Origin of the sequence: Streptomyces sp. NPDC048506, from assembly GCF_040651315.1 — a bacterium.
Taxonomy (GTDB): domain Bacteria; phylum Actinomycetota; class Actinomycetes; order Streptomycetales; family Streptomycetaceae; genus Streptomyces.
Genome location: NZ_JBEZIX010000004.1, coordinates 1 through 19,670, shown reverse-complemented (window position 1 = coordinate 19,670; position 19,670 = coordinate 1). Strand labels below are relative to the sequence as shown.

The 19,670-nt window shown below is 74.0% G+C and carries 20 protein-coding genes; 8 read left to right on the top strand and 12 right to left on the bottom strand.

Annotation, left to right across the window (positions count from 1 at the left end):
• Positions 1 to 276 precede the first annotated feature (276 nt).
• Complete coding sequence (locus AB0C96_RS03965) at positions 277 to 1,311, top strand: NUDIX domain-containing protein (protein WP_362913400.1); 1,035 nt, start codon at positions 277 to 279, stop codon at positions 1,309 to 1,311.
• Between the two features lie 456 nt (positions 1,312 to 1,767).
• Here the strand turns inward: AB0C96_RS03965 and AB0C96_RS03960 are convergent, their stop codons facing one another.
• Entirely contained in the window at positions 1,768 to 3,126 is a 1,359-nt protein-coding gene (locus AB0C96_RS03960) for a dipeptidase (RefSeq protein WP_362913399.1), read from the bottom strand.
• A 231-nt stretch (positions 3,127 to 3,357) separates the two neighbouring features.
• Between AB0C96_RS03960 and AB0C96_RS03955 the strand changes: the two genes are divergently transcribed.
• Positions 3,358 to 4,563: a geranylgeranyl reductase family protein gene (locus AB0C96_RS03955; protein ID WP_362913397.1), complete on the top strand. Its 1,206-nt coding sequence runs from the start codon at positions 3,358 to 3,360 to the stop codon at positions 4,561 to 4,563.
• 114 nt (positions 4,564 to 4,677) lie between these two features.
• Here AB0C96_RS03955 and AB0C96_RS03950 read toward each other — a convergent pair whose 3' ends face one another.
• Positions 4,678 to 5,127 (bottom strand): nitroreductase family deazaflavin-dependent oxidoreductase, encoded by a 450-nt coding sequence (locus AB0C96_RS03950; protein ID WP_362913395.1) that lies wholly within the window; start codon positions 5,125 to 5,127, stop codon positions 4,678 to 4,680.
• Positions 5,128 to 5,424: 297 nt separating this feature from the next.
• Here AB0C96_RS03950 and AB0C96_RS03945 point away from each other — a divergent pair, with 297 nt between their 5' ends.
• From AB0C96_RS03945 to AB0C96_RS03935, 3 genes are all read left to right on the top strand, one after another.
• Positions 5,425 to 6,135, top strand: a complete 711-nt coding sequence (locus AB0C96_RS03945; protein ID WP_362913393.1) for a TetR/AcrR family transcriptional regulator — start codon at positions 5,425 to 5,427, stop codon at positions 6,133 to 6,135.
• A 96-nt stretch (positions 6,136 to 6,231) separates the two neighbouring features.
• Positions 6,232 to 7,599, top strand: a complete 1,368-nt coding sequence (locus tag AB0C96_RS03940; protein WP_362913391.1) for a sensor histidine kinase — start codon at positions 6,232 to 6,234, stop codon at positions 7,597 to 7,599.
• Positions 7,596 to 8,261 (top strand): response regulator transcription factor, encoded by a 666-nt coding sequence (locus AB0C96_RS03935; RefSeq protein WP_362913389.1) that lies wholly within the window; start codon positions 7,596 to 7,598, stop codon positions 8,259 to 8,261. Before AB0C96_RS03940 ends, AB0C96_RS03935 begins: the two co-directional genes overlap by 4 nt.
• 163 nt (positions 8,262 to 8,424) lie before the next feature.
• Here AB0C96_RS03935 and AB0C96_RS03930 read toward each other — a convergent pair whose 3' ends face one another.
• Entirely contained in the window at positions 8,425 to 9,195 is a 771-nt protein-coding gene (locus tag AB0C96_RS03930) for a maleylpyruvate isomerase family mycothiol-dependent enzyme (protein ID WP_362913387.1), read from the bottom strand.
• Between the two features lie 162 nt (positions 9,196 to 9,357).
• Positions 9,358 to 10,485: an MFS transporter gene (locus AB0C96_RS03925; protein ID WP_362913745.1), complete on the bottom strand. Its 1,128-nt coding sequence runs from the start codon at positions 10,483 to 10,485 to the stop codon at positions 9,358 to 9,360.
• 161 nt (positions 10,486 to 10,646) lie between these two features.
• Between AB0C96_RS03925 and AB0C96_RS03920 the strand changes: the two genes are divergently transcribed.
• On the top strand, positions 10,647 to 11,867 hold the full coding sequence (locus AB0C96_RS03920) for an ROK family protein (protein ID WP_362913385.1): 1,221 nt from the start codon (positions 10,647 to 10,649) through the stop codon (positions 11,865 to 11,867).
• Positions 11,868 to 12,013: 146 nt separating this feature from the next.
• On the opposite strand, the gene AB0C96_RS03915 is transcribed toward AB0C96_RS03920, so the two are convergent.
• The 4 genes from AB0C96_RS03915 to AB0C96_RS03900 form a co-directional block, all read right to left on the bottom strand.
• A complete protein-coding gene (locus AB0C96_RS03915) occupies positions 12,014 to 12,976 on the bottom strand; it encodes a phosphotriesterase (RefSeq protein ID WP_362913383.1) in 963 nt (320 codons plus the stop codon).
• The gene (locus AB0C96_RS03910) at positions 12,970 to 13,554 is read right to left on the bottom strand and encodes a DUF4865 family protein (protein WP_362913381.1); all 585 of its coding nucleotides are present in this window, start codon (positions 13,552 to 13,554) and stop codon (positions 12,970 to 12,972) included. Before AB0C96_RS03910 ends, AB0C96_RS03915 begins: the two co-directional genes overlap by 7 nt.
• 91 nt (positions 13,555 to 13,645) lie before the next feature.
• Positions 13,646 to 14,044, bottom strand: coding sequence for a cupin domain-containing protein (locus AB0C96_RS03905; protein ID WP_362913379.1), 399 nt, complete (start codon positions 14,042 to 14,044; stop codon positions 13,646 to 13,648).
• 91 nt (positions 14,045 to 14,135) lie between these two features.
• A complete protein-coding gene (locus AB0C96_RS03900) occupies positions 14,136 to 14,750 on the bottom strand; it encodes a TetR/AcrR family transcriptional regulator (protein ID WP_362913377.1) in 615 nt (204 codons plus the stop codon).
• Positions 14,751 to 14,959: 209 nt separating this feature from the next.
• Here AB0C96_RS03900 and AB0C96_RS03895 point away from each other — a divergent pair, with 209 nt between their 5' ends.
• A complete protein-coding gene (locus AB0C96_RS03895) occupies positions 14,960 to 15,265 on the top strand; it encodes an SHOCT domain-containing protein (protein ID WP_362913743.1) in 306 nt (101 codons plus the stop codon).
• Positions 15,266 to 15,380: 115 nt separating this feature from the next.
• On the opposite strand, the gene AB0C96_RS03890 is transcribed toward AB0C96_RS03895, so the two are convergent.
• Complete coding sequence (locus tag AB0C96_RS03890; RefSeq protein WP_362913375.1) at positions 15,381 to 15,887, bottom strand: ATP-binding protein; 507 nt, start codon at positions 15,885 to 15,887, stop codon at positions 15,381 to 15,383.
• A 174-nt stretch (positions 15,888 to 16,061) separates the two neighbouring features.
• The gene (locus AB0C96_RS03885; protein WP_362913373.1) at positions 16,062 to 16,349 is read right to left on the bottom strand and encodes a hypothetical protein; all 288 of its coding nucleotides are present in this window, start codon (positions 16,347 to 16,349) and stop codon (positions 16,062 to 16,064) included.
• Positions 16,350 to 16,655: 306 nt separating this feature from the next.
• Here AB0C96_RS03885 and AB0C96_RS03880 point away from each other — a divergent pair, with 306 nt between their 5' ends.
• Positions 16,656 to 17,756: a PLP-dependent cysteine synthase family protein gene (locus AB0C96_RS03880; protein WP_362913741.1), complete on the top strand. Its 1,101-nt coding sequence runs from the start codon at positions 16,656 to 16,658 to the stop codon at positions 17,754 to 17,756.
• 18 nt (positions 17,757 to 17,774) lie between these two features.
• On the opposite strand, the gene AB0C96_RS03875 is transcribed toward AB0C96_RS03880, so the two are convergent.
• Both AB0C96_RS03875 and AB0C96_RS03870 read right to left on the bottom strand, forming a co-directional pair.
• A complete protein-coding gene (locus AB0C96_RS03875; RefSeq protein WP_362913739.1) occupies positions 17,775 to 18,248 on the bottom strand; it encodes an SRPBCC family protein in 474 nt (157 codons plus the stop codon).
• Between the two features lie 339 nt (positions 18,249 to 18,587).
• Positions 18,588 to 19,433, bottom strand: coding sequence for a DeoR/GlpR family DNA-binding transcription regulator (locus AB0C96_RS03870; RefSeq protein ID WP_362913371.1), 846 nt, complete (start codon positions 19,431 to 19,433; stop codon positions 18,588 to 18,590).
• Between the last annotated feature and the right edge of the window lie 237 nt (positions 19,434 to 19,670).

Genomic DNA, 19,670 nt, shown 5'->3' with positions numbered 1-19,670 from the left:
CGGGTACAAGCACCGGGTGTGCGGGTGAGGGTTTCGGTACTGGAGGGGCGGGGGAGCGCTTGTTTGCCGGGGGCTTCGCGGCGGGGGAGACGAGACCGGTACCCCCCTCGCGATGCATTTCACGATCGGTGCGTCCACGGGTGTGCGCAAGCTCCCTGGCCGGGCCGGTGGTCGAATGCGCAACGTTCCTGGTCGTGCGCGCGGCCCCTGGTCCCCGGCGTTTCCGTGGCAGGGTGTTGCGGGCAACTCACCTGGGTCTAGGGAAGAGGGGAAACCGTGATCGTCTGGCTGAACGGCACGTTCGGTGCGGGCAAGACCAGTACGGCTCATGAATTGCTCGACCTGCTTCCCGGAAGCACGCTCTACGACCCCGAACTCATCGGCACCGGCCTGCGGTTGATGCTGCCGGCCAAGCGGCTGGAGGAGGTCGACGACTATCAGGACCTGCCGTCCTGGCGGCGGATGGTCGTGGACACCGCCGCGGCGCTGCTCACCGAGGTCCCCGGCCCCCTGGTGACGCCGATGACGCTGCTGCGCCAGGACTACCGCGACGAGATCTTCGGCGCCCTCGCCGCCCGCCGGATACCGGTACGGCACATCCTGCTGCATGCGGAGGAAACGATCCTTCGGCAGCGTATAGCGCACCGCGCCGAGCAACCCGGAGACCCCGGGACCCAGGAGTCCACCCGCCGCTGGAGCCTGGAACACCTGGGGTTGTACGCCGACGCGCTGGCGTGGCTCACCGACGATGCGCACGTCGTCGACACCACCCGGCTGACGCCCCGACAGGCCGCCGAACGGGTCGCCGAGGCGGTCCGGACAGGCGCCGGCGCCTGCGACATCGTGCAGACCCCCGAGCCGACCGCCGAGACGCTCGCCGCCGGCGTACTGCTCTTCGACGACCAGGACCGGGTGCTGCTCGTCGACCCCACGTACAAGGCCGGCTGGGAGTTCCCCGGCGGCGTCGTCGAACGCGGGGAGCCGCCCGCCCACGCCGGCGTACGGGAGGTCGCCGAGGAACTCGGCATCGAGCTGCCGCGCGCGCCCCGGCTCCTGGTGCTGGACTGGGAGGCCCCGCAACCGCCCGGCTTCGGCGGCCTGCGACTGCTCTACGACGGCGGCACCCTCACCGACGACCGGATCAGCAAGCTGCTGCTGCCCGGCTCCGAACTGCGCGACTGGCGCTTCGTCACCGAGGCCGAGGCCGAGCGGATGCTGCCACCGGTCCGCTGGAACCGCCTGCGCTGGGCCCTACGAGCCCGCGAACGCGGCTGCCCACTGCATTTGGAGGCTGGGGTTCCGCTTGGCTGACGTTCCGCTGCGCTTGGCTTGACTTCCCACGTTTTTGTCTGCGGCGCCGTGGCCTTGGCGGCCGGCGTTCCCCGCACGTTTTTGGCTTTCCCGCCGTGGTGGCTTGTCGCCGTTGCGCCTGCGGCGGGCGTGGGTTGTCGGGTGCGGTGACGGTCCTCCGGGGCAGGGGTTCCGGACTGCTTCGCTTTACGTCCGGAACCCCTGCCCCTCCGGCCCGTCCCCTCCCGTGAGTGGGTGGTGAGAGGCCGGTGGGGGCGGGCATCGTCTGTCGACTGCCGGCAGGGGACCACTCGTGTCCACCCCCACCGGTCTCCTTCTCTCCCACACCCGTAGCGAACAGCCCCGCGCAGCGGCACCGCCCGCCGCAGGCGAAAAGGCGAGAAAGCCGACAACGGCCGGGCCGCCAGGCCCAACGGCGAGCAACACCCACGGCGGGAAAGCCAACAACGTGGGAAGTCAGCCAAGCGCAGCGATTCGTTGGAGGAAGAGCGCCTCCGCCAGCGACAACCGTTCCAGCTCCTGTGGCGAGACGCTCTCGTTGACCGCGTGGATCTGGGCCTCCGGCTCGCTCAGGCCGATCAGCAGGATCTCCGCGTCCGGGTAGAGGCCGGCCAACGTGTTGCACAGCGGGATCGAGCCGCCCATGCCGGAGGTCTGCATCTCGACGCCGTCGTACGCCTCCCGCAGCGCCGCCGCCATCGACGCATACGCCGGGCTGCTGGTGTCCGCGCGGAACGGCTGGCCCTGCCCGACCTGTTCGACCGCGACCCGCGCACCCCACGGAGCGGCGTTCTCCAGGTGCGCGGCGAGCAGCTTCGTCGCCGCCGCCGCGTCGATGCCCGGCGGCACCCGCAGGCTCACCAGCGCCCGCGCGCCGGCCTGCACGGACGGGGTGGCGCCGACCACCGGCGGGCAGTCGATGCCCAGCACCGTGACCGCCGGGCGTGCCCAGATCCGGTCCGCGACCGATCCGTTGCCGATCAGCTCGACGCCCTCCAGGACCTTGGCGTCGTTGCGGAAGTCATCCTCCGGGTACGGCAGGCCCTCCCAGGTGGCGTCCGTGGCCAGCCCGTTCACCGTCGTCGAGCCGTCCTCGGCGCGCAGCGAGTCCAGGATCCGGATCAGCGCCGCCAGCGCGTCCGGGGCCGCGCCACCGAACTGGCCGGAGTGCAGGTTGCCCTCCAGGGTGTCGACCTGGACCCGCACCAGCGTCATTCCGCGCAGGGTCGCGGTCACCGTCGGCAGCCCGGCCCGGAAGTTGCCGGTGTCGCCGATGACGATCGCGTCCGCGGCCAGCAGCTCCGGGTGCGCCTCGGCGTAGCGCTCCAGGCCGCCGGTGCCCTGCTCCTCCGAACCCTCCACGATCACCTTGACGTTGACCGGCACCCCGCCGTGCTCCTTCAGCGCCCGCAGCGCCGTCAGGTGCATGATCAGGCCGCCCTTGCAGTCGGCGGTGCCCCGGCCGTACCAGCGGCCGTCGCGCTCGGTCAGTTCGAACGGCGGGGAGACCCAGGCCGCCTCGTCCAGCGGCGGCTGCACGTCGTAGTGCGCGTACAGCAGCACAGTGGGGGCGCCGGCCGGGCCGGGCAGGAAGCCGTACACCGACTGTGTGCCGTCCGGAGTGTCCAGCAGCGCCACGTCCTGGAAGCCGTCCGCCCGCAGCGTGTCGACGATCCAGTTGGCGGCCGCCTCGCACTCGCTCTTGGGGAACTGGGCCGGGTCGGCGACCGACTTGAAGGCCACCAGCTCGGCCAGCTCGGTCCTGGCGCGGGGTTGCAGCGCGGCAACGGTGTGCGCGAGGGGGCTGTCAGACATGGAACGCTCCTTGTGGGCGCGGCGTGGTGTGCAGTACAGCCGTCCTGGGCCTCGTGAGCCGGACGGGCCGGACGGTAGGGGGCGGCCACCGGACCGGACGTCGGGCCGGATCGGTGTGCCACGCCCCACGGGCATCAGTGCCCCGATCTTCCCACAGGCCGTCCCGGCGGCGACGGCCCGTAGGATGCGGGCGGTACGCCAAGCCGGTCTCGAACGGGAGCAGAAGCACAGGTGAGCAGCGAGCGGGCAGCGGAGGACAACCAGCGGGTGTGGGACGTCGTGGTGGTGGGCGGGGGGCCGGCGGGCGCCTCGGCCGCGCACGCCGCGGCGTGTACGGGACGCCGGGTGCTGCTCCTGGAGAAAGCCCGGCTCCCGCGCTACAAGACCTGCGGCGGCGGCATCATCGGCCCGTCGCGGGACGCGCTGCCACCCGGTTTCGAGCTGCCGCTGCGCGACCGGGTGCACGCCGTGACGTTCTCGCTGAACGGGCGGCTCACCCGCACCCGCCGCTCCAAGCGCATGCTGTTCGGGCTGATCAATCGCCCTGAGTTCGACGCCCGGTTGGTCGAGTCGGCCAAGGACGCCGGCGCCACGGTCCGTACCGGCGTCACGGTCGCCCGGGTGGAGCAGCACGGCGCCGAGGTGCCCGACCGGCGCACCGTCGCCGTGGTGCTGGGCGACGGCGAGGTGGTGCTGGCGCGCGCCGTGGTCGGTGCGGACGGCAGCGCGGGCCGCATAGGGGCACACGTCGGCGTCAAGCTCGACCAGGTCGACCTCGGGCTGGAGGCGGAGATCCCGGTGCCGGAGCCGGTGGCCGAGGACTGGTCGGGCCGGGCGCTCATCGACTGGGGTCCGATCCCCGGCAGCTACGGGTGGGTCTTCCCCAAGGGCGACACCCTCACCGTCGGCGTCATCTCGGCCCGCGGCGAGGGCGCGGCGACCAAGCGCTATCTGGACGACTTCATCGGCCGGCTGGGCCTGGCCGGATTCGAGCCGAGCATCTCGTCCGGGCACCTGACCCGTTGCCGGGCCGACGACTCGCCGCTGTCCCGCGGCCGGGTGCTGGTGTGTGGCGACGCGGCCGGACTGCTGGAGCCCTGGACGCGGGAGGGCATCTCCTTCGCGCTCCGTTCCGGTCGGCTCGCCGGTGAGTGGGCGGTCCGGGTCGCCGAGGCGCACGACGCGGTGGACGCCCGCCGGCAGGCCCTCAACTACGCCTTCGCCATCAAGGCCGGCCTCGGCGTGGAGATGGGCGTGGGGCGCCGGATGCTCAAGGTCTTCTCCCGCCGTCCCGGCCTGATGCACGCCGCGGTCACGACCCTCCGCCCGGCCTGGCAGGCCTTCGCGAAGATCACCCGCGGTACGACCACGCTCGCCGAGATGGTGGCCACCAAGTCGGTGGCGCGCCGGGCACTGGAGACGCTGGACCGGGCGTGACGGTCCGGCGGGCGCGGTCCCGCCGGACCGGCGCCGTACGGCTCGGCGCCCGATGAGACGGTGCGGCTCTCGCCCCCGTGGGCTTCCGTGTTCTGTTCGGGGTGTGTGCTCGGGTCAGGATTCGGTGATCCGGAAGACGGGGTGGCGGGGGGCCGCGGCGAGGAGTTCCTCGTCGGTGGAGGCGGCGGTGACGTCGCCGAAGTACCTCTTGACCTCCCAGCCCCAGCGCCGGAGGTAGGCGCGCAGCAGCGCGGGGGTCTCCGCGGGCGGCACCTCCACGGCGGTGAAGGCGCGAGTGCGGCGGCCGACGCGGAGTTCGCCGCCGCCGGCTGCGCGCATATTGCGCACCCACTCGGAATGTCCGCGCGCCGAGACCAGGTACCGGGCTCCCTCGTACGTGATGGGGTTGACGGGGACGCGTCGCATTGCGCCGCTCTTGCGGCCGCGGACGGAGAGGTCGGCGGAGCCGGCCAGGCTGATGCCGCGGCGGGCGAGCCAGCCGATGGTGCCGTTGAGCCAGATGGCGAAGCGGCCGGGCTTGACGTAGTGGGACGTGGCGGACATGGCGGGCTCCTTTGGGGTCGGTTCGGGGGTTCTGCGCTCGGTGGTTCTGCGCTTCGGTGGTTCTGCGGTTCGGGGTGGGGTGGGGCGAGGTGGCGAGGGCTGGGCACTGCTCGCGGTCGGGGGCGCCGCTTGCTGGGCGGAGCGTCGTGACGCGAGTTGAACGGTGATCCGTTTCGTGAGCACTGCTTCGTGAGCACTGCTCTCGCTTGAGAGCAGTGTGCAGGCATGGGGTGTGTCAAAGCAAGAGCAGTGCTCTCGTTTTTGTTCGGTGCTCCAAAAGCTGGCACACTGCTCTCCATGACTGCGATCCGAGGAGCCAGAGAACGAGCCCGTAGCGAGATCACCGAAGCGATCAAGGCCGAGGCCCGTCAGCAGCTCGCTGCCGAGGGTGCCGCCAAGCTCTCCCTGCGGGCGGTCGCCCGCGCACTCGGGATGGCCTCCTCGGCGCTCTACCGCTACTTCCCCAGCCGCGACGACCTGCTGACCGCGCTGATCGTCGACGCCTACAACGCCCTCGGCGAGGCCGCGGAACGCGCCCGGGACGCCGTTCCGGCGTCCGCCGCGGCGAACCCGGTCGCCCGGTGGAGCGCCATCTGCACCGGCGTCCGCATCTGGGCCCTGGCCCATCCGCACGAGTACGCGCTGATCTACGGCTCGCCGGTGCCCGGCTACCACGCCCCGAGCACCACCACCGAGCCGGCCGCGCGGGTCGGCCTCGCGCTGATCGGCGTCGTCCGCGACGCCCACGCCGCGGGTGCGGTGAAGGAGCCCGCGGAGCCGTTGCCGGACGCGGTGGTGGGCGACGCCCTGGCGCTCGGCGCGGAGCTGGGAGTGGAGCTGCCCGGCACGGTGCTGGCGCGCCTCGTCGGGGCCTGGGCGCAGCTCTTCGGGCTGCTGAGCTTCGAGCTCTTCGGCCAGTTCAACCGGGTGGTCGAGGCCCGCGCCGCCTTCTTCGAGCAGGCGGTCCTCCAACTGGCCCGCAGCGTCGGCCTCAGCACACCGCGCTGACCCGTCGGCCGCGCCGGTCCCTACTCCCGTGGGAGTACGGGCGATCACTGCGCCCGGCGGACGCCGCCGGGCCCCGCCGCGGTCTAGCGTGACGACATGGAGAACGCACGGCCGCGGTGGGCGCGGCGCTGCCTCGGCCCGGCGTGGGAGCGGTGGCTGACGGTCCCGCCCGATGCGCCGCACGGCCGGTCCGGCACCCGGTTGCCGTGGCTCTCGACGCTCGTCGTGACGGTGTTCGTGACCGTCGGCTCCGGCTTCGCCGGCCACAACCAGCCGGACCGGGTCCCGCTCGACGCCCTCGGCCGCGCCCTCCTGATCCTCGGCGCGGCCGTCCTCCTCTTCCGGCACCGCCACCCCCGCACCGTCACCGTCGGCACCGCCGCGGTCGGCACTGCCTACCTCGCCGCCGGCTATCCGTACGGACCGGTCTTCCTCCCCCTCGCCCTCGGCGCCTTCGCGGCGATCGTCGCCGGACACCGCCGGGTGGCCTGGTGTGCGCTGGGCGGGGTGTGGGCCGCCCATCTCCTGGTCGCCCACTGGCTGTACCGCTGGCTGCCGCCGGCGCACGACGGCCCGGCCCCGTGGGGGCAGGAACTGTTCGTCGCCGCCCTGGTGGTGGCCGTGGCGGCGCTCTCCGAGCTCGTACGGGTGCGCCGTGAGCAGCTGGCGAGGGCGCGCGCCGAACGGGCCGCCGCGGAACGCCGCCGGGCCGACGAGGAGCGGCTGCGGATCGCCCGCGAGCTGCACGACGTCCTCGCGCACAGCATCTCGGTCATCAACGTCCAGGCGGGCGTGGGACTGGCGCTGCTGGACCACGACCCGGAGCAGGCGAGGACCGCGCTGACCACCATCAAGGTCGCGAGCAAGGAGGCGCTCGGCGAGGTCCGCCAGGTCCTCGACACCCTGCGCACCGCGGGCGACGCGCCGCGCTCCCCGGCGCCCGGACTGGACCGGTTGCCGGAACTCACCGCACAGGCCGGGAGTGCCGGTCTCGTCGTGGACGTCACGACGGAGGGCACCCCCACGCAGCTGGCGCCCGGCAGCGACCTCGCCGCCTTCCGCATCGTCCAGGAGGCGCTCACCAACATCGTCCGCCACTCGGGTTCGCGCACCGCCCGGGTGCTGCTCGACCACGGCCCCGCGGCGCTGGAGATCACGGTCGACGACGACGGCCCGGCGACGTCCGGTACGGGCGAGTCGGCCGGCGGTGGCAACGGCCTGATCGGGATGCGCGAGCGGGCCGCCGCGCTGGGCGGCACCGTCCAGGCGGGTCCGCGCGCCGACGGCGGCTTCCGCGTCCGGGCCCGCATCCCGCTGGCGCCGAGGGCGGAGGCGAGGGCGGCGGCCGGGGCGCGCCCCGGGGCCGGGCCGGAGCCGACCGCCCCCGGTCGGCCGGCCGACCCGGACGCGGCCCCGGGCGCCGATACGGTGGCCCCGACGACCGGCACCGAGGAGGAGTCGTGATCCGGGTACTGCTCGCCGACGACCAGCTGCTCGTCCGAGCCGGGTTCAAGGCGCTGCTGGACGCCCAGCCCGACATCGAGGTGGTCGCGGAGGCCGCGGACGGGCAGCAGGCGCTCGCCGCGGTGCGTCAACACCGGCCGGACATCGTCCTGATGGACATCCGGATGCCGGTGGTGGACGGTCTGGTCGCCACCCGGCGGATCACCGAGGATCCGCGGCTGCCCGAGGTGAAGGTCGTCATGCTGACCACCTTCGAGCTGGACGAGTACGTCTTCGAGGCGATCCGCTCCGGGGCGTCCGGCTTCCTGGTCAAGGACACCGAACCCGAGGAGCTGCTACGGGCCGTGCGCGCGGTCGTCGCCGGCGATGCGCTGCTCTCGCCCGGCGTCACCCGCCGTCTGATCGCCGAGTTCGCCGCCCGTTCCAAGGAGCCGGCCGCCGCCGACGCGCTCGGTGAACTCACCGACCGGGAACGGGAGGTGATGGCCCTGGTCGGCATCGGCCTGTCCAACGAGGAGATCGCCCGCCGTCTCGTCGTCAGCCCGCTCACCGCCAAGACCCATGTCAGCCGGACCATGGTCAAGCTGGGCGCCCGCGACCGCGCCCAACTGGTCGTCCTGGCCTACGAGTCGGGGCTCGTCCGCCCCGGCTGGCTGGGCTGAGGCGGCGCGGACCAGATGACGTCCGGCCAGGTGGGGCGGGCCGGCGGCAGCGCGGGCCGGTGGCGCGGCACCCGGACGGTCCGGACCGCGCACACCACCCCGCCGATCGCCGTCAGTCCCCCGGTCGCGGAGCGCGCCCGGGGCCCGGCGTTCCCTCCGTCGCTCAGATGCCCCCGTTCTCCCGCCACAGCCGGGCCAGTGCGGCGTCGCCGGTGATCGTCACCGCGTCCCAGGGGAGGCGGTTCCAGAGCGTCAAGTAGAGCTCCTCGGCGGGGCCCTCGATCGTGCAGTCGGCCGGCTTGTCGGACGCCGGGGCGTCGGCGCCGGTGTCCGTACCCGCGGTGCGCAGCGCGCGCGCCGGACCGTCGGAGAGCTGGACGGTCCACTCCGCGTCGGGGGTGTCCGTCGCGCGCACCCTGAGCGTCCGGGGGACGTCCGTGCGCAGTCGGCTGCGGTCGAGGCTGTGGATGCCCGCCAGGAGTTCGTCGATGCCGTCGGCGGCGAAGGCGGAGGGGAGCGGGGTGAGGGCCGCGCCGGTCGCCTGCTGGGCGTCCACGCGGTGCACCGACGTTTCGTGCGCCTGCCGGCGCGCCCAGAACTCCAGTGGGGACGCTGCGGGCCAGAACGACCAGGCCGTCAGGTCCCGGGGGGCGGAGTGCAGCGCCAGGACGAGGTGGTGGTGGCCCTCGCGCAACCAGCCGACCAGTGCGTCGTCGGCCAGATCGGGCGCCTCGGCGGGCCGGCTGGGCTGCTGCGCCCCCTGCGTCACGATCTCCGTCGCCCAGCGGTGGACCCGCCCGACGTGGGTGACCAGATCGCGCATCCGCCACTCCGGACAGGCCGGGACGGCGGCGTCCGGCCCCGCCTCCTCGGCGGCGTCGGCGAGCAGGCCTCCGTCGAGGCGAAGCGTTTCGACGAACTCAGTGATCTCCATGTTCCCGAGTGTGCCAGCCGGCACTGACAGCCACCTCCCCGCGGGTCGCGGCGGCCGTCGCCGCGACCAACTCCCCTGCGGACGCGGCAGATCCAAGACCGCGCGAAAGCTTGAGCGCCGGCACGGGGGAGGCCCGGCACCCGTAGGGCCGGTGCCGGTGCCTCATGGCCGTACGGGGTGGTGCGCACCGCGGGTGGCGTACGCGATGCCGGCGGCGAGCGCGGCGAGCAGGGCGACCGTGGTCAGCGCGGCCGGCAGGGTGGCCGCCTCGGCGAGGAACCCGATGGCGGGCGGGCCGAGCAGCATCCCGCCGTAGCCGACCGTGGAGGCCACGGCGACGCCGTCCGCGCCGCCGGCCTCGCCGGCCCGGGCGATGGCGATCGGGAAGATGTTGGCGAGCCCGATTCCCGCGACGGCGAAGCCGAGGCAGGCCGCCCAGGCGGTCGGGGCGAGCGCGCCGAGCAGCATGCCGGCGGCCGCCGTGGTACCGCCCGCCACCAGGGCACGGGCCGGTCCGAAGCGCTGCACCACCGTGGTCCCGGACAGCCGCCCGGCGGTCATCGCCAGCGCGAACACCGCGTATCCGGCGGCGGCCAGGCCGGGCCCGGCGGCCAGGTCCTGGGAGAGGTGCAGTGCGCCCCAGTCGGCCAGCGCCCCCTCGCCGTACGCGGTGCACAGCGCGATCAGCCCGAAGACCAGCACCAGGCGCCGTCCGCGGACGGCACCGCCGGCGCCTCGCGGACGGCCCGGCTGCTCCGCCGGCAGCCGCTCGGGCACGACCGGGGCCGGGTGGGTGTGCAGCGCGCGTCCCGCAACGGCCGTCACCAGCAGGCCGATCGCGGCGAGCAGGGACAGGTGGACGAGCGGGGAGAGGCGGCCCGCGAGCAGTCCGCCGAGCCCCGCGCCGAGCATGCCGCCGAGGCTGAAGGCGGCGTGGAAGCTCGACATCACGGGGCGTCGCAGGGCGGCGATGAGGTCGACGGCGGCGCTGTTCATGGCGACGTTCAGGGAGCCGTAAGCGGCGCCGAAGACCAGCAGGACCAGCCCCAGCGCGGTCGCGGAGCGGGCGAGCGGCGGCAGCAGGATGCTCAGCGCCAGGGCGGCGGCGGAGGCGGTCGTCACGGCGTGGCTCCCGAACCGCCGGCACAGCCGCCCGGTGAGCATCATGAAGGCGACCGCGCCGGCCGACACGCCGAGCAGGGCGAGCCCGAGGGCGCCCGCGCCGGCGCCGGTCTGCGCCTTGATGGCGGGGATGCGGACCACCCATCCGGCGAAGAGGAAGCCGTCCATGGCGAAGAAGGCCGTGACGGCGATGCGCAGCCGGGGCAGGGAGCGGTCGAGGGGCGGGTGCGACGGGTGGACGGGGTGTCGATCGGTCGGGACGGAGCCACGGCCCCGGGAAAGGACCCTCCGTATTTTGTTTAGTGTCGGCACAAAGCCAGAATAGGGGTGTGACCCAGACTCGGACAACCAGGTTGGAGCGGGGCCGTAGCGCCCTCGGCCCCGCACTGGAGCTCGTACACACCGGACGCGCGCCCACCCGTGCCGTCCTGACCTCCGAACTCGGCGTGACCCGCGCGACCGCGGGCGCGGTGGCCGCCGAGCTCGAAGCGCTCGGCCTGATCACCGTCGACTCCCGGCCCACCGCCTCGGCCGGCTCCCAAGGGCGCCCCTCCCACAAGCTGTTCGTCGCCGAGAACGGTCCCGTCGTGCTCGCCGTGCAGATCCACGCGGACGGCTTCCGGGTCGCACTGGTCGGCCTCGGTGGGCGCATCGTCGCCACGTCGAGCGGCTGCGGCACCATCCCCGCCGACCCGGCCCACGTCCTCGCCGACGTCGTCGCGGCCGGCTCGGCCCTGCTGCGCGAGACCGGGCGGCGCTGCCTGGGCGCCGGCCTCGCCGTGCCCTCCGCGGTCGCCGAACCGGACGGGGAGGCCCTCAATCCGCTGCACCTGGCCTGGCCGTCCGGCGCCCCCGTACGCGCACTCTTCCGGCAGGCGCTCGCCGACGCCGGCATCACCGGCGCCACCGAGGCGATCGGCTTCACCGGCAACGACGTCAACCTCGGCGCCCTCGCCGAACACCGGCACGGCGCCGGCCGGGGCGCGCGCGACCTGCTCTGCGTGGCCTCGGGCCACCGCGGCGTCGGCGGGGCGCTGGTGCTCGACGGCCGCCTGCACAGCGGGAGTTCCGGCCTGGCGCTGGAGGTCGGCCATCTGACCGTCAATCCCGAGGGCGCGCCCTGCCACTGCGGCAGCCGCGGCTGTCTGGACGTCGAGGCGGACCCGCTGGCCTTCCTCGTCGCCGCCGGGCGCGAACCGGGTCCCGAGGTCTCGCTGCTCCAGCAGGCCGCCGACCTGCTCCGGAACGCGTACGCCGACCCGGGCGTGCGCGCCGCGGCGGATCTGCTCATCGACCGCCTGGGCCTCGGCATCGCCGGACTCGTCAACATCCTCAACCCCGACCGGATCATCCTCGGCGGGCTGCACCGCGCCCTGGTGGAGGCCGACCCGGAGCGGCTGCGCGCGGTGGTCGCCGACCGCAGCCTGTGGGGGCGCAGCGGCGGCGTGCCCATCCTGCCGTGCAGCCTCGACCACAACAGCCTGGTGGGCGCCGCGGAGTTGGCCTGGCAGCCGGTGCTGGACGATCCGCTGGTGGTGCTGGAGCGGTAGCCCCGGTCGACGGCCGGCGGGGTTTTGACCGCTGAGAGCGGCTGGGGACCGTCCGACGGGTCATGGCCGGGTCCGCGGCGTTCCCCGGCCAACGCGGGGAGGCGCCCCCGGCACGGCCTTTCCGACCCTGACCCGTCGGACAGACCTCAGCGGCCGGCCGCCGGCCACCGGGCGGCGAACGCCCGCCCCGGATTGGCGGTCAGGAACCGCGTCACCAGGTCCTTCCCCAGGGTGCGGGCGAGCCGCTCCCGGTGGCCGCGCAGCAGATGCGGCATCCCGGGGCCGCCGTTGACCGACCGGGCGTCCGCCGTCGTGGTGTCCCCGCCGAGCAGGATCCGGTCCCCGAAGCCCGCGTCGGCGAGCGCGGCCAGCGCCTCGGGCAGCCGCCAGTCGGTCGCGTGGTGGGCGCGCGAGGGGCCGTCGAACGCCAGATACGCCCCGGCCTCGGCGGCCGCGCGGTGCACCACCGGATCCGGCGAGCGGTTGAGGTGTCCCAGGACCACCCGGTCCGGGGACACCGCCAACTCCCCGCAGAGCAGGTCGAGCACGTCCAGGGCCCCGGTGCCCAGCTCCAGGTGGACGCCGATCGCCGCACCGGTCGCCCGCTGCGCCTCGGCGGCCGCGGCCATGGTGTACCGGGCATGCCGGTCCAGGCCGTGGAAGCCGCCGGCGACCTTGATCATCCCGGCGCGGGGGCCGGCGCCGCCGATCCCTTCGGTCAGCTCGGCGACGAACAGCCCGGCCAGATCCGCACGGATGCGGTCCAGCACCTCGGGGGCGTAGTGCACCGCCTGGTGGAGTCCGGTGGCGGCGACGATCCGCACCCCCGACTCCCGTGCCAGCCGCGGGAGTTCGTCCGCACGTCGCCCCATGCCGTACGGCGTCCACTGGATCACCGCGGCACCGCCGGCCGCGCGGAAGGCGGACAGCTCGGCCGCCGCGGCCCTGGGATCGGCCAGCTCCTGGCCGGGCAGCCGGGGGCTGCGGAGGAAGAGGTGGTCGTGCGCGTCGCACACGCCGAGGTCGGCGGGGGAGAGGTCGCCGAGGACCGTGCGGACGGCGGGAGCCGGCCCGTCGGCCCGCCCGTGCCCGGTGGGCGGCGTCACCACTGCCGCCCCGGACGCAGTCGGGCGGTGCCGGGGGCGGACAGGTGCAGCACCTGGAAGCGGTCGCCCGCGCGCTCCGGTGCGGCATCCGCCCAGAGCGTGACGTGGACGAGTTCCCAGTGCCGAGGGTCGAGGCCCAGCGCGGTGGAGTGCACCCCGTCCGCGGTGGCCAGCTCCTCGTGCTCGGCCACCGCGTCCGCCACCGCGGTGGCCGGATCGGTGCCCTCGCCGAGCGTCTCGGTCCGCCGGGTGAAGGCGCGGGGGAGCGCCCCGGCAGCGGGCCCGGGCCGGTGGAAGAGCCCCTGCCAGTGCCGGACGACCGGCCGCCCGAAGTCGCCGACCACCCCGCGGAACCCGTCGCCGAGGAGGAACCGGTTCATCGCCTCCGGGTCGGCCCACAGGTAGAACGGCGCGTACTGGTTGACGGGCGAGCCGTCGACCCCGCGCTCGCGGATTCCGTACGCCTTGAGGCCGAGCCCCTCGAAGGCGTCCAGGAGGTGTCCCCGGGACGCCACGCGGCGCCGGATGATCTGCATGTCGTAGTCGGCCGGCAGGGTGATCGTGTACTGCATGGCGTGCATGGGCAACTCCGTGCGGGTGGGGAGGGGCGGCGAGGAGCGGGCGGTGGCGTGCGGGCGGTGGCGCGCGCCGTGACGGGCCGCGGGTGCGGTGTCAGGCGCCCGGGTACTCCTCCGCGGTGACCGGGTCCGCCCATGTGGTCGTGGTGCCGTCCGGGGCCGCTTCGACAGTCGCCAGATGGGTCATGAAGGTGTCCGGTGCCGCACCGTGCCAGTGCCGCTCGCCGGGCGCGATCCAGACCGTGTCCCCGGCGCGGATCGGCTCGACCGGACCGCCCGCCCGCTGGACCAGGCCGGCGCCCTCGGTGACGTGGAGGACCTGGCCGTGCGGATGGGTGTGCCAGGCGGTGCGGGCGCCGGGCGCGAAGTGCACGCTGAACATCCGGAGGCGGGACGGCGCCGGCGGGGCGGCGAGCTCGTCGAGCCAGACGGTGCCGGTGAAGTGCGCGGCCGGGCCCGGCCGGCTGGCGGGACGCTGTCGGGTGATCTCCATGGGGGTCAACTCCTGTGAAAGGTGCGGGACTTCGCCGTGCGTCCGGGGCGGGGCGGCGGCACGGGGGCGTCCCAGACCGGTCGGGCGCCGGTCAGTCGGTGGTGGCGCCGGAGTCGGGGCGGCCGGCGGTCGTCTGTGCGGCGAGCAGGGCGAGCACGCCGTGGACGGCCGCGTCGAACGGCGCCGGGTCGTCGGCCGCGCGGGCCAGCACATAGCCGCCCTGGACCACGGCCGCGACGGTCGTCGCGGTGGCCGCCGGGTCCAGCGTCGCGGACACCTCGCCGCGCCGCTGCCCCTCGGCGAGCACCTCGCCGATCCGCCCGCGCAGCCAGCCGAACATCTCGTCCAGCGGCGCCCGCAGCGCGGCGCTCCGCACCACGTCGCGGTCCTGCGTCATCCGGCCGATCGGGCAGCCGCGCAGCACCTCACGCTCGCGCAGCAGATAGGCCGCGACCCGGTCGTACGCCGTGCCGGGCGCGGACAGGCACTCCTCGGCGGTCGCCTGCATGGCCTCCGCGGTGCGTCGGATCGCCGCCAGCGCAAGGTCGGACTTGCCCGAGAAGTGGTGGTACATGCTGCCCTGGCCGACGCCCGCGCGGTCCAGGATCGCCTTGGGGCTGGTGCCGACGTAGCCCCGCTCCCACAGGAGTTCCTGGGTGCTCCGCACCAGGCGTTCCTGTGTGCCGGGTCGTTCCTGAGTACTCATGATCGGAGTGTACATACCAGTAGTTACAGAGATCAAGAGCGGGCGGAGCAGGCGCCCGTGCCCCGTCTACTACCCGGGCGGTACGGACGAAGCCGCTGGCCGTACGACGACGGCGGGCCGCCGAACGGCGAGGCTCGGCAGGGACGGGGCGCACCCGAAGGGGCGGGCAGACCCGTCACCGACCCCGCCGCAGTGAGGAGTTGATCGTGATGTTCGCACTCGCCGAGCCCTGGTCCACAGGTGGCCCCGGCCCCTGGATCCTGCTCGTTCCCGTCCTGTGGGCGCTCGCCGTCTTCGGCGTGGTGACGCTGCTCCGCCGCACCGTCCGGCGCCACGGAGGACCCGGCCGGCCGCCGTACGGCCCGCGGGCCGCCGCCCGTGCCGAGGTGCCCTCGCCGCTCGCCGTCCTCGGGCGGCGCTTCGCCTCGGGTGAGATCGACGAGGAGGAGTACTGGCGCCGACTGTCCGTCCTGGAGGAGCACTTCGGCGCCGGCCCCAAGGGGGGCACGGCATGACGGCCGCCGGCCCCACCGGCGCCTGACCTCCGGGTCCGCTGACGCCGGCCGGAGGTCTGCCGGCCACCAGTCGTCAGCCGTCAGCCGTCAGCCGTCAGCCGTCAGCCGCCAGTCGTCAGCCGACCTTTGTGCCCGGGAGCAGGGTCCGCGGGCCGGCCGTCGGGTGGGCGTCCTCCAGTGGCGGCGGCGCCCAGAGGGGGCGGACCGTCCGGACCCCCTCGGGGCCGGCGGCCGGCGCCGGAAGGGTGAACCACACGACCTTGCCGTGGTCCTCCGGGCGTATCCCCCAGCTCTGGCTGAGCGCCGCGATCAGTGCCAGGCCGCGGCCGCAGGTCTCCCAGTCGTCGGCGGTCCGCAGTCGCGGCAGCCGGGGGTCCTCGTCGTGCACCGAGACCGTCAACTGGTCGAGGAGCACCCACAGTTCGACCGTGCAGTGTTTGCTGGGGCGGGCGTGCCGGTGGACATTGGCGAGGAGTTCGGTCACGCCGAGTGCGGTGGGGTCCACCAGGGCGTCGAGACGCCAGTAGCGCAGCTGCGCCGAGACGATTCTTCGCACGTGCCCGATGCGGGCCGGAGCGGCTTGGAGCTCCACCGTGCAGTGCCTGCTGGGCTGCCTGATCACGACCGCGACTCCCTGATGAGGCCGGGCGCCCCCGTGCCTGGCGGGGGCGAAGATCGGATCCAGCGATGCCGGCTGCACCACAGCGTCACCGCTGGTGAACCCTCAGTGATACGAATCCAGGGTCAGTCAGACGGTGCGCTCCCGCAACCGCACCGGCGCGGTGGCAGCGGGCCCTCAGGAGCGGGGCGGACGCGCGGCCTCCAACGCCTTGAGGAAGAGCTCGGGGGTGCCGAGGGTGAGCGAGTAGCGGTTTCCGTTCAGTCGCGCCAGCGCCCGGTCTCGCGCCGCGAACAGCGGCCGGTGGGCCTGCACGGCCTGTAGTGGAGCGCTGTCGATCTCCGTGCCGTAGCTGGTCAGCAGGGCCAGCCGGCCGTCCCGGATGACGACCTGCCCGGCACGGGTCAGCGAGCGCAGCCAGCGCTCGATCCGTACGCCGGTCGCATTGAACTCCGGCTCCGCCATGGCCGGCACCTCCTCGGTGAGACGGGCAGCTGCCCTCCACCGCCCCTTGTGGGAAGTTTGCCGCCACCGCGCCCGGTGCACCAGTGCCCCTGCTGGACGGCGGCTTGTACAACGGGCCTGCCCCAGGGCCGCCTTGGAGTCTCCCAAAGCGATGTTTATGCAGGTGAGAAGGGTGCGGAGGGTGGCTATAGTCGGAATCGGCCCGGCGATTCGCGCGGGCTCTGTCACCCCCTGAGGAGCGCGCCGGTGAGCACCGCACAGCAGCCGCAGAGCCGGCCCGACCACGAGGCCGCGGCGAAGACCCCGATACCGACCGTCGACGTCGACCGTTCGGATCCGGACTACCGAAGCTGGCTCAAGGAAGCCGTACGCAAGGTCCAGGCGGACGCCAACCGCACCGCCGACACCCACCTCCTGCGCTTCCCGCTGCCCGAGAAGTGGGGCATCGACCTCTACCTCAAGGACGAGTCGACGCACCCCACCGGCAGTCTCAAGCACCGGCTGGCCCGCTCGCTGTTCCTCTACGGGCTGTGCAACGGCTGGATCCGCCCCGGCAAGCCCGTCATCGAATCCTCCAGCGGCTCCACGGCCGTCTCCGAGGCGTACTTCGCCTCCCTCATCGGGGTGCCGTTCATCGCGGTGATGCCGGCCACCACCAGCCGCGAGAAGACCCGCCTGATCGAGTTCCACGGGGGCACCTGCCACCTGGTCCAGGACCCGCGGACCGTCTACGAGGTCTCCGCCCGGCTCGCCGCCGAGTCCGGCGGGCACTACATGGACCAGTTCACCTACGCCGAACGGGCCACGGACTGGCGCGGCAACAACAACATCGCCGAGTCGATCTACCAGCAGCTGCGGCTGGAGCGCTACCCCGAGCCGGCGTGGATCGTGGCCACCGCGGGCACCGGTGGCACCTCCGCGACCATCGCCCGCTACGTCCACTACATGCAGTACGACACCCGTATCTGCGTCCCCGACCCGGAGAACTCCTGCTTCTTCGACGGCTGGCTCACCGGTGACGCCGCGACGCACTGCACCACCGCCTCCCGCATCGAGGGCATCGGGCGGCCGCGGATGGAGCCGAGCTTCGTGCCCGGTGCCATAGACCGGATGATGAAGGTCCCGGACGCGGCCAGCATCGCCGCCGTGCGCGCCTTGGAGACGGCGATCGGCCGCAAGGCGGGCGGCTCGACCGGCACCGGCCTGTGGAGCGCTCTGAGGATCGTCTCGGAGATGGTCGCCGAGGGGCGCAGGGGATCCGTCGTCACCCTGCTCTGCGACCCCGGCGACCGCTACCTCGACAAGTACTACTCCGACGACTGGCTGGCCGCCCAGGGCCTGGACATCGCGCCCTACGCGCGCACCATCGAGGACTTCCTGGCGACCGGTTCCTGGCCGGCCGCCTGAGCCTCCTCGCCGACCCGGTCAAACGGCGCTCAGTCGCCGGTCCAGGGCGCGCGCCGACTTTCGGAAGGCCCGGCCGAGCCCCGGCCGGGCCAGCGTCATCACCCAGCGGAACGCCGCCGGACCGTCCGCCGCGAACGTCCACCGCAGCCGGGTGCCACCGCCCGCCGGTGTCAGCCGCCAGTCCTCCAACAGGGCCCGTAGGCCGGGGGCGTTGGTGGTGTCGACCCGGTAGGCGTAGTGCGCGTCCGGCTCGGCCGCCAGGACCGTCTCGGTGAAGCGGGTGCCGCCGGTGAGCCGCACCTCCCGGCCGCGGCCGTCGTGCGTGGACGCCGCCCGCGCGACGCCGGTGAACCAGCACGCCCAGCCCGGCACGTCGTCCACCAGCGCCGGGTACACCGCCTCGGGCGGGGCCGCGATCTCGGCGGCGAACACCAGCCGCAACGGAGCGGACTCGACGAAGTCGAGCTCGACGGGGCGGAGTCGGCGCGCCATGGGGACGAGCACCCCCTCGGGGACGGTCGGCGAACGCCGGGCGACGCGCCCGGCGCGCACACCATAACTGGCGGCCCGTCAGATGTCTGCGGTCCGCACAGCGCGGCTTCGCCACCGCCCCTGCCCACCGCTTTTACGGCGTATGCGCATCCGCCCGCCGTCGCTGGTGCAGCCGGCAGCGGCTGCCTCAAACACCAGCGGCTGTCGGCTGCGCCATCGGTCGCCGCCGGACGCACGCCGCCGGACGTGTGCCGCCGGACGTGTGCCGTCGGACGTACGCAGCCGGACGTGCGCCGCCGGACGTGCGGTGCCGTCCGGACCCCGTGGTGCGGCCCGTCGTCAGACCTCCAGGTCCGCCGGCGGCTCGCCCGCCACCACCAGCTCCGGCGGCAGCTCCGCGAACTCCGCCCGGGCCCCGGCCGGCAGTCCGGAGTCCGTCACCAGCACATCGACCTCGTCCAGTGTGGCGAACGAACTCAGCCCGACCGTGCCCCACTTGGTGTGGTCGGCGACCACTACTACCCGGCGCGCGGAGCGCACGAAGTGCCGGTTGGTCTCCGACTCGGCCAGATTCGGCGTCGACAGCCCCGCCTCCACCGATATCCCGTGCACCCCGAGGAACAGTACGTCGAAGTGGAGCGAGCGGATGGCGGCGTCCGCCACCGGCCCCACCAGCGTGTCCGACGGCGTCCGCACGCCACCCGTCAGCACCACCGTCGCCGCCCCGGCCAGCGGCCCGGAGCCGCCGCTCTCCGCCGCCCGCTGCGCGGTGTAGAACACGTCGGCGACCCGCACCGAATTCGTCACCACCGTGAGGTCCGGGACGTCCAGCAGCTGCTGGGCCAGCGCGAACGCGGTCGTGCCGCCCGCCAGTGCGATCGCGCTGCCCGGCGCCGCCATCTCGGCCGCCGTCTTGGCGATGTCCTCCTTCGCCGTCAGCTCCAGCGTCGACTTCGCCTCGAAACCGGGCTCGTGCGTGCTCGGCTCGCTGACCGGCACCGCGCCGCCGTGCACCTTCTCCAGCATGCCCTGCCGGGCCAGCACGTCCAGGTCGCGACGGACCGTCATGTCCGACACGTTCAGCCTGCGGGTGAGCTCGTTGACCCGCACCCCGCCGCGCCGCCTGACCTCGTCGAGAATCAGGGCCCGCCGCTGCTCCGCAAGGAGGTTCTGGTTGTCGCTCACCCCGGCCCGTCCCTTCCGCCCGGCTCGCCATGTCGGGTCGTACACGCCGGCTCCCGCCCGCGATCACTGGTTCCCTCATCCTCGCACGAGGCACTGACAGCGACGCCGCTCCGTCCGCTCCCGACCCGCCGCGCCGTCGCCACCCCCGTTATCTTCTCCACGGCCCCGCAACGGGGCTCCCGGCCTCCGGGCCCGGCATGACTTCTCCCCCCTGTTGGACCACATGATCCGGGGGGT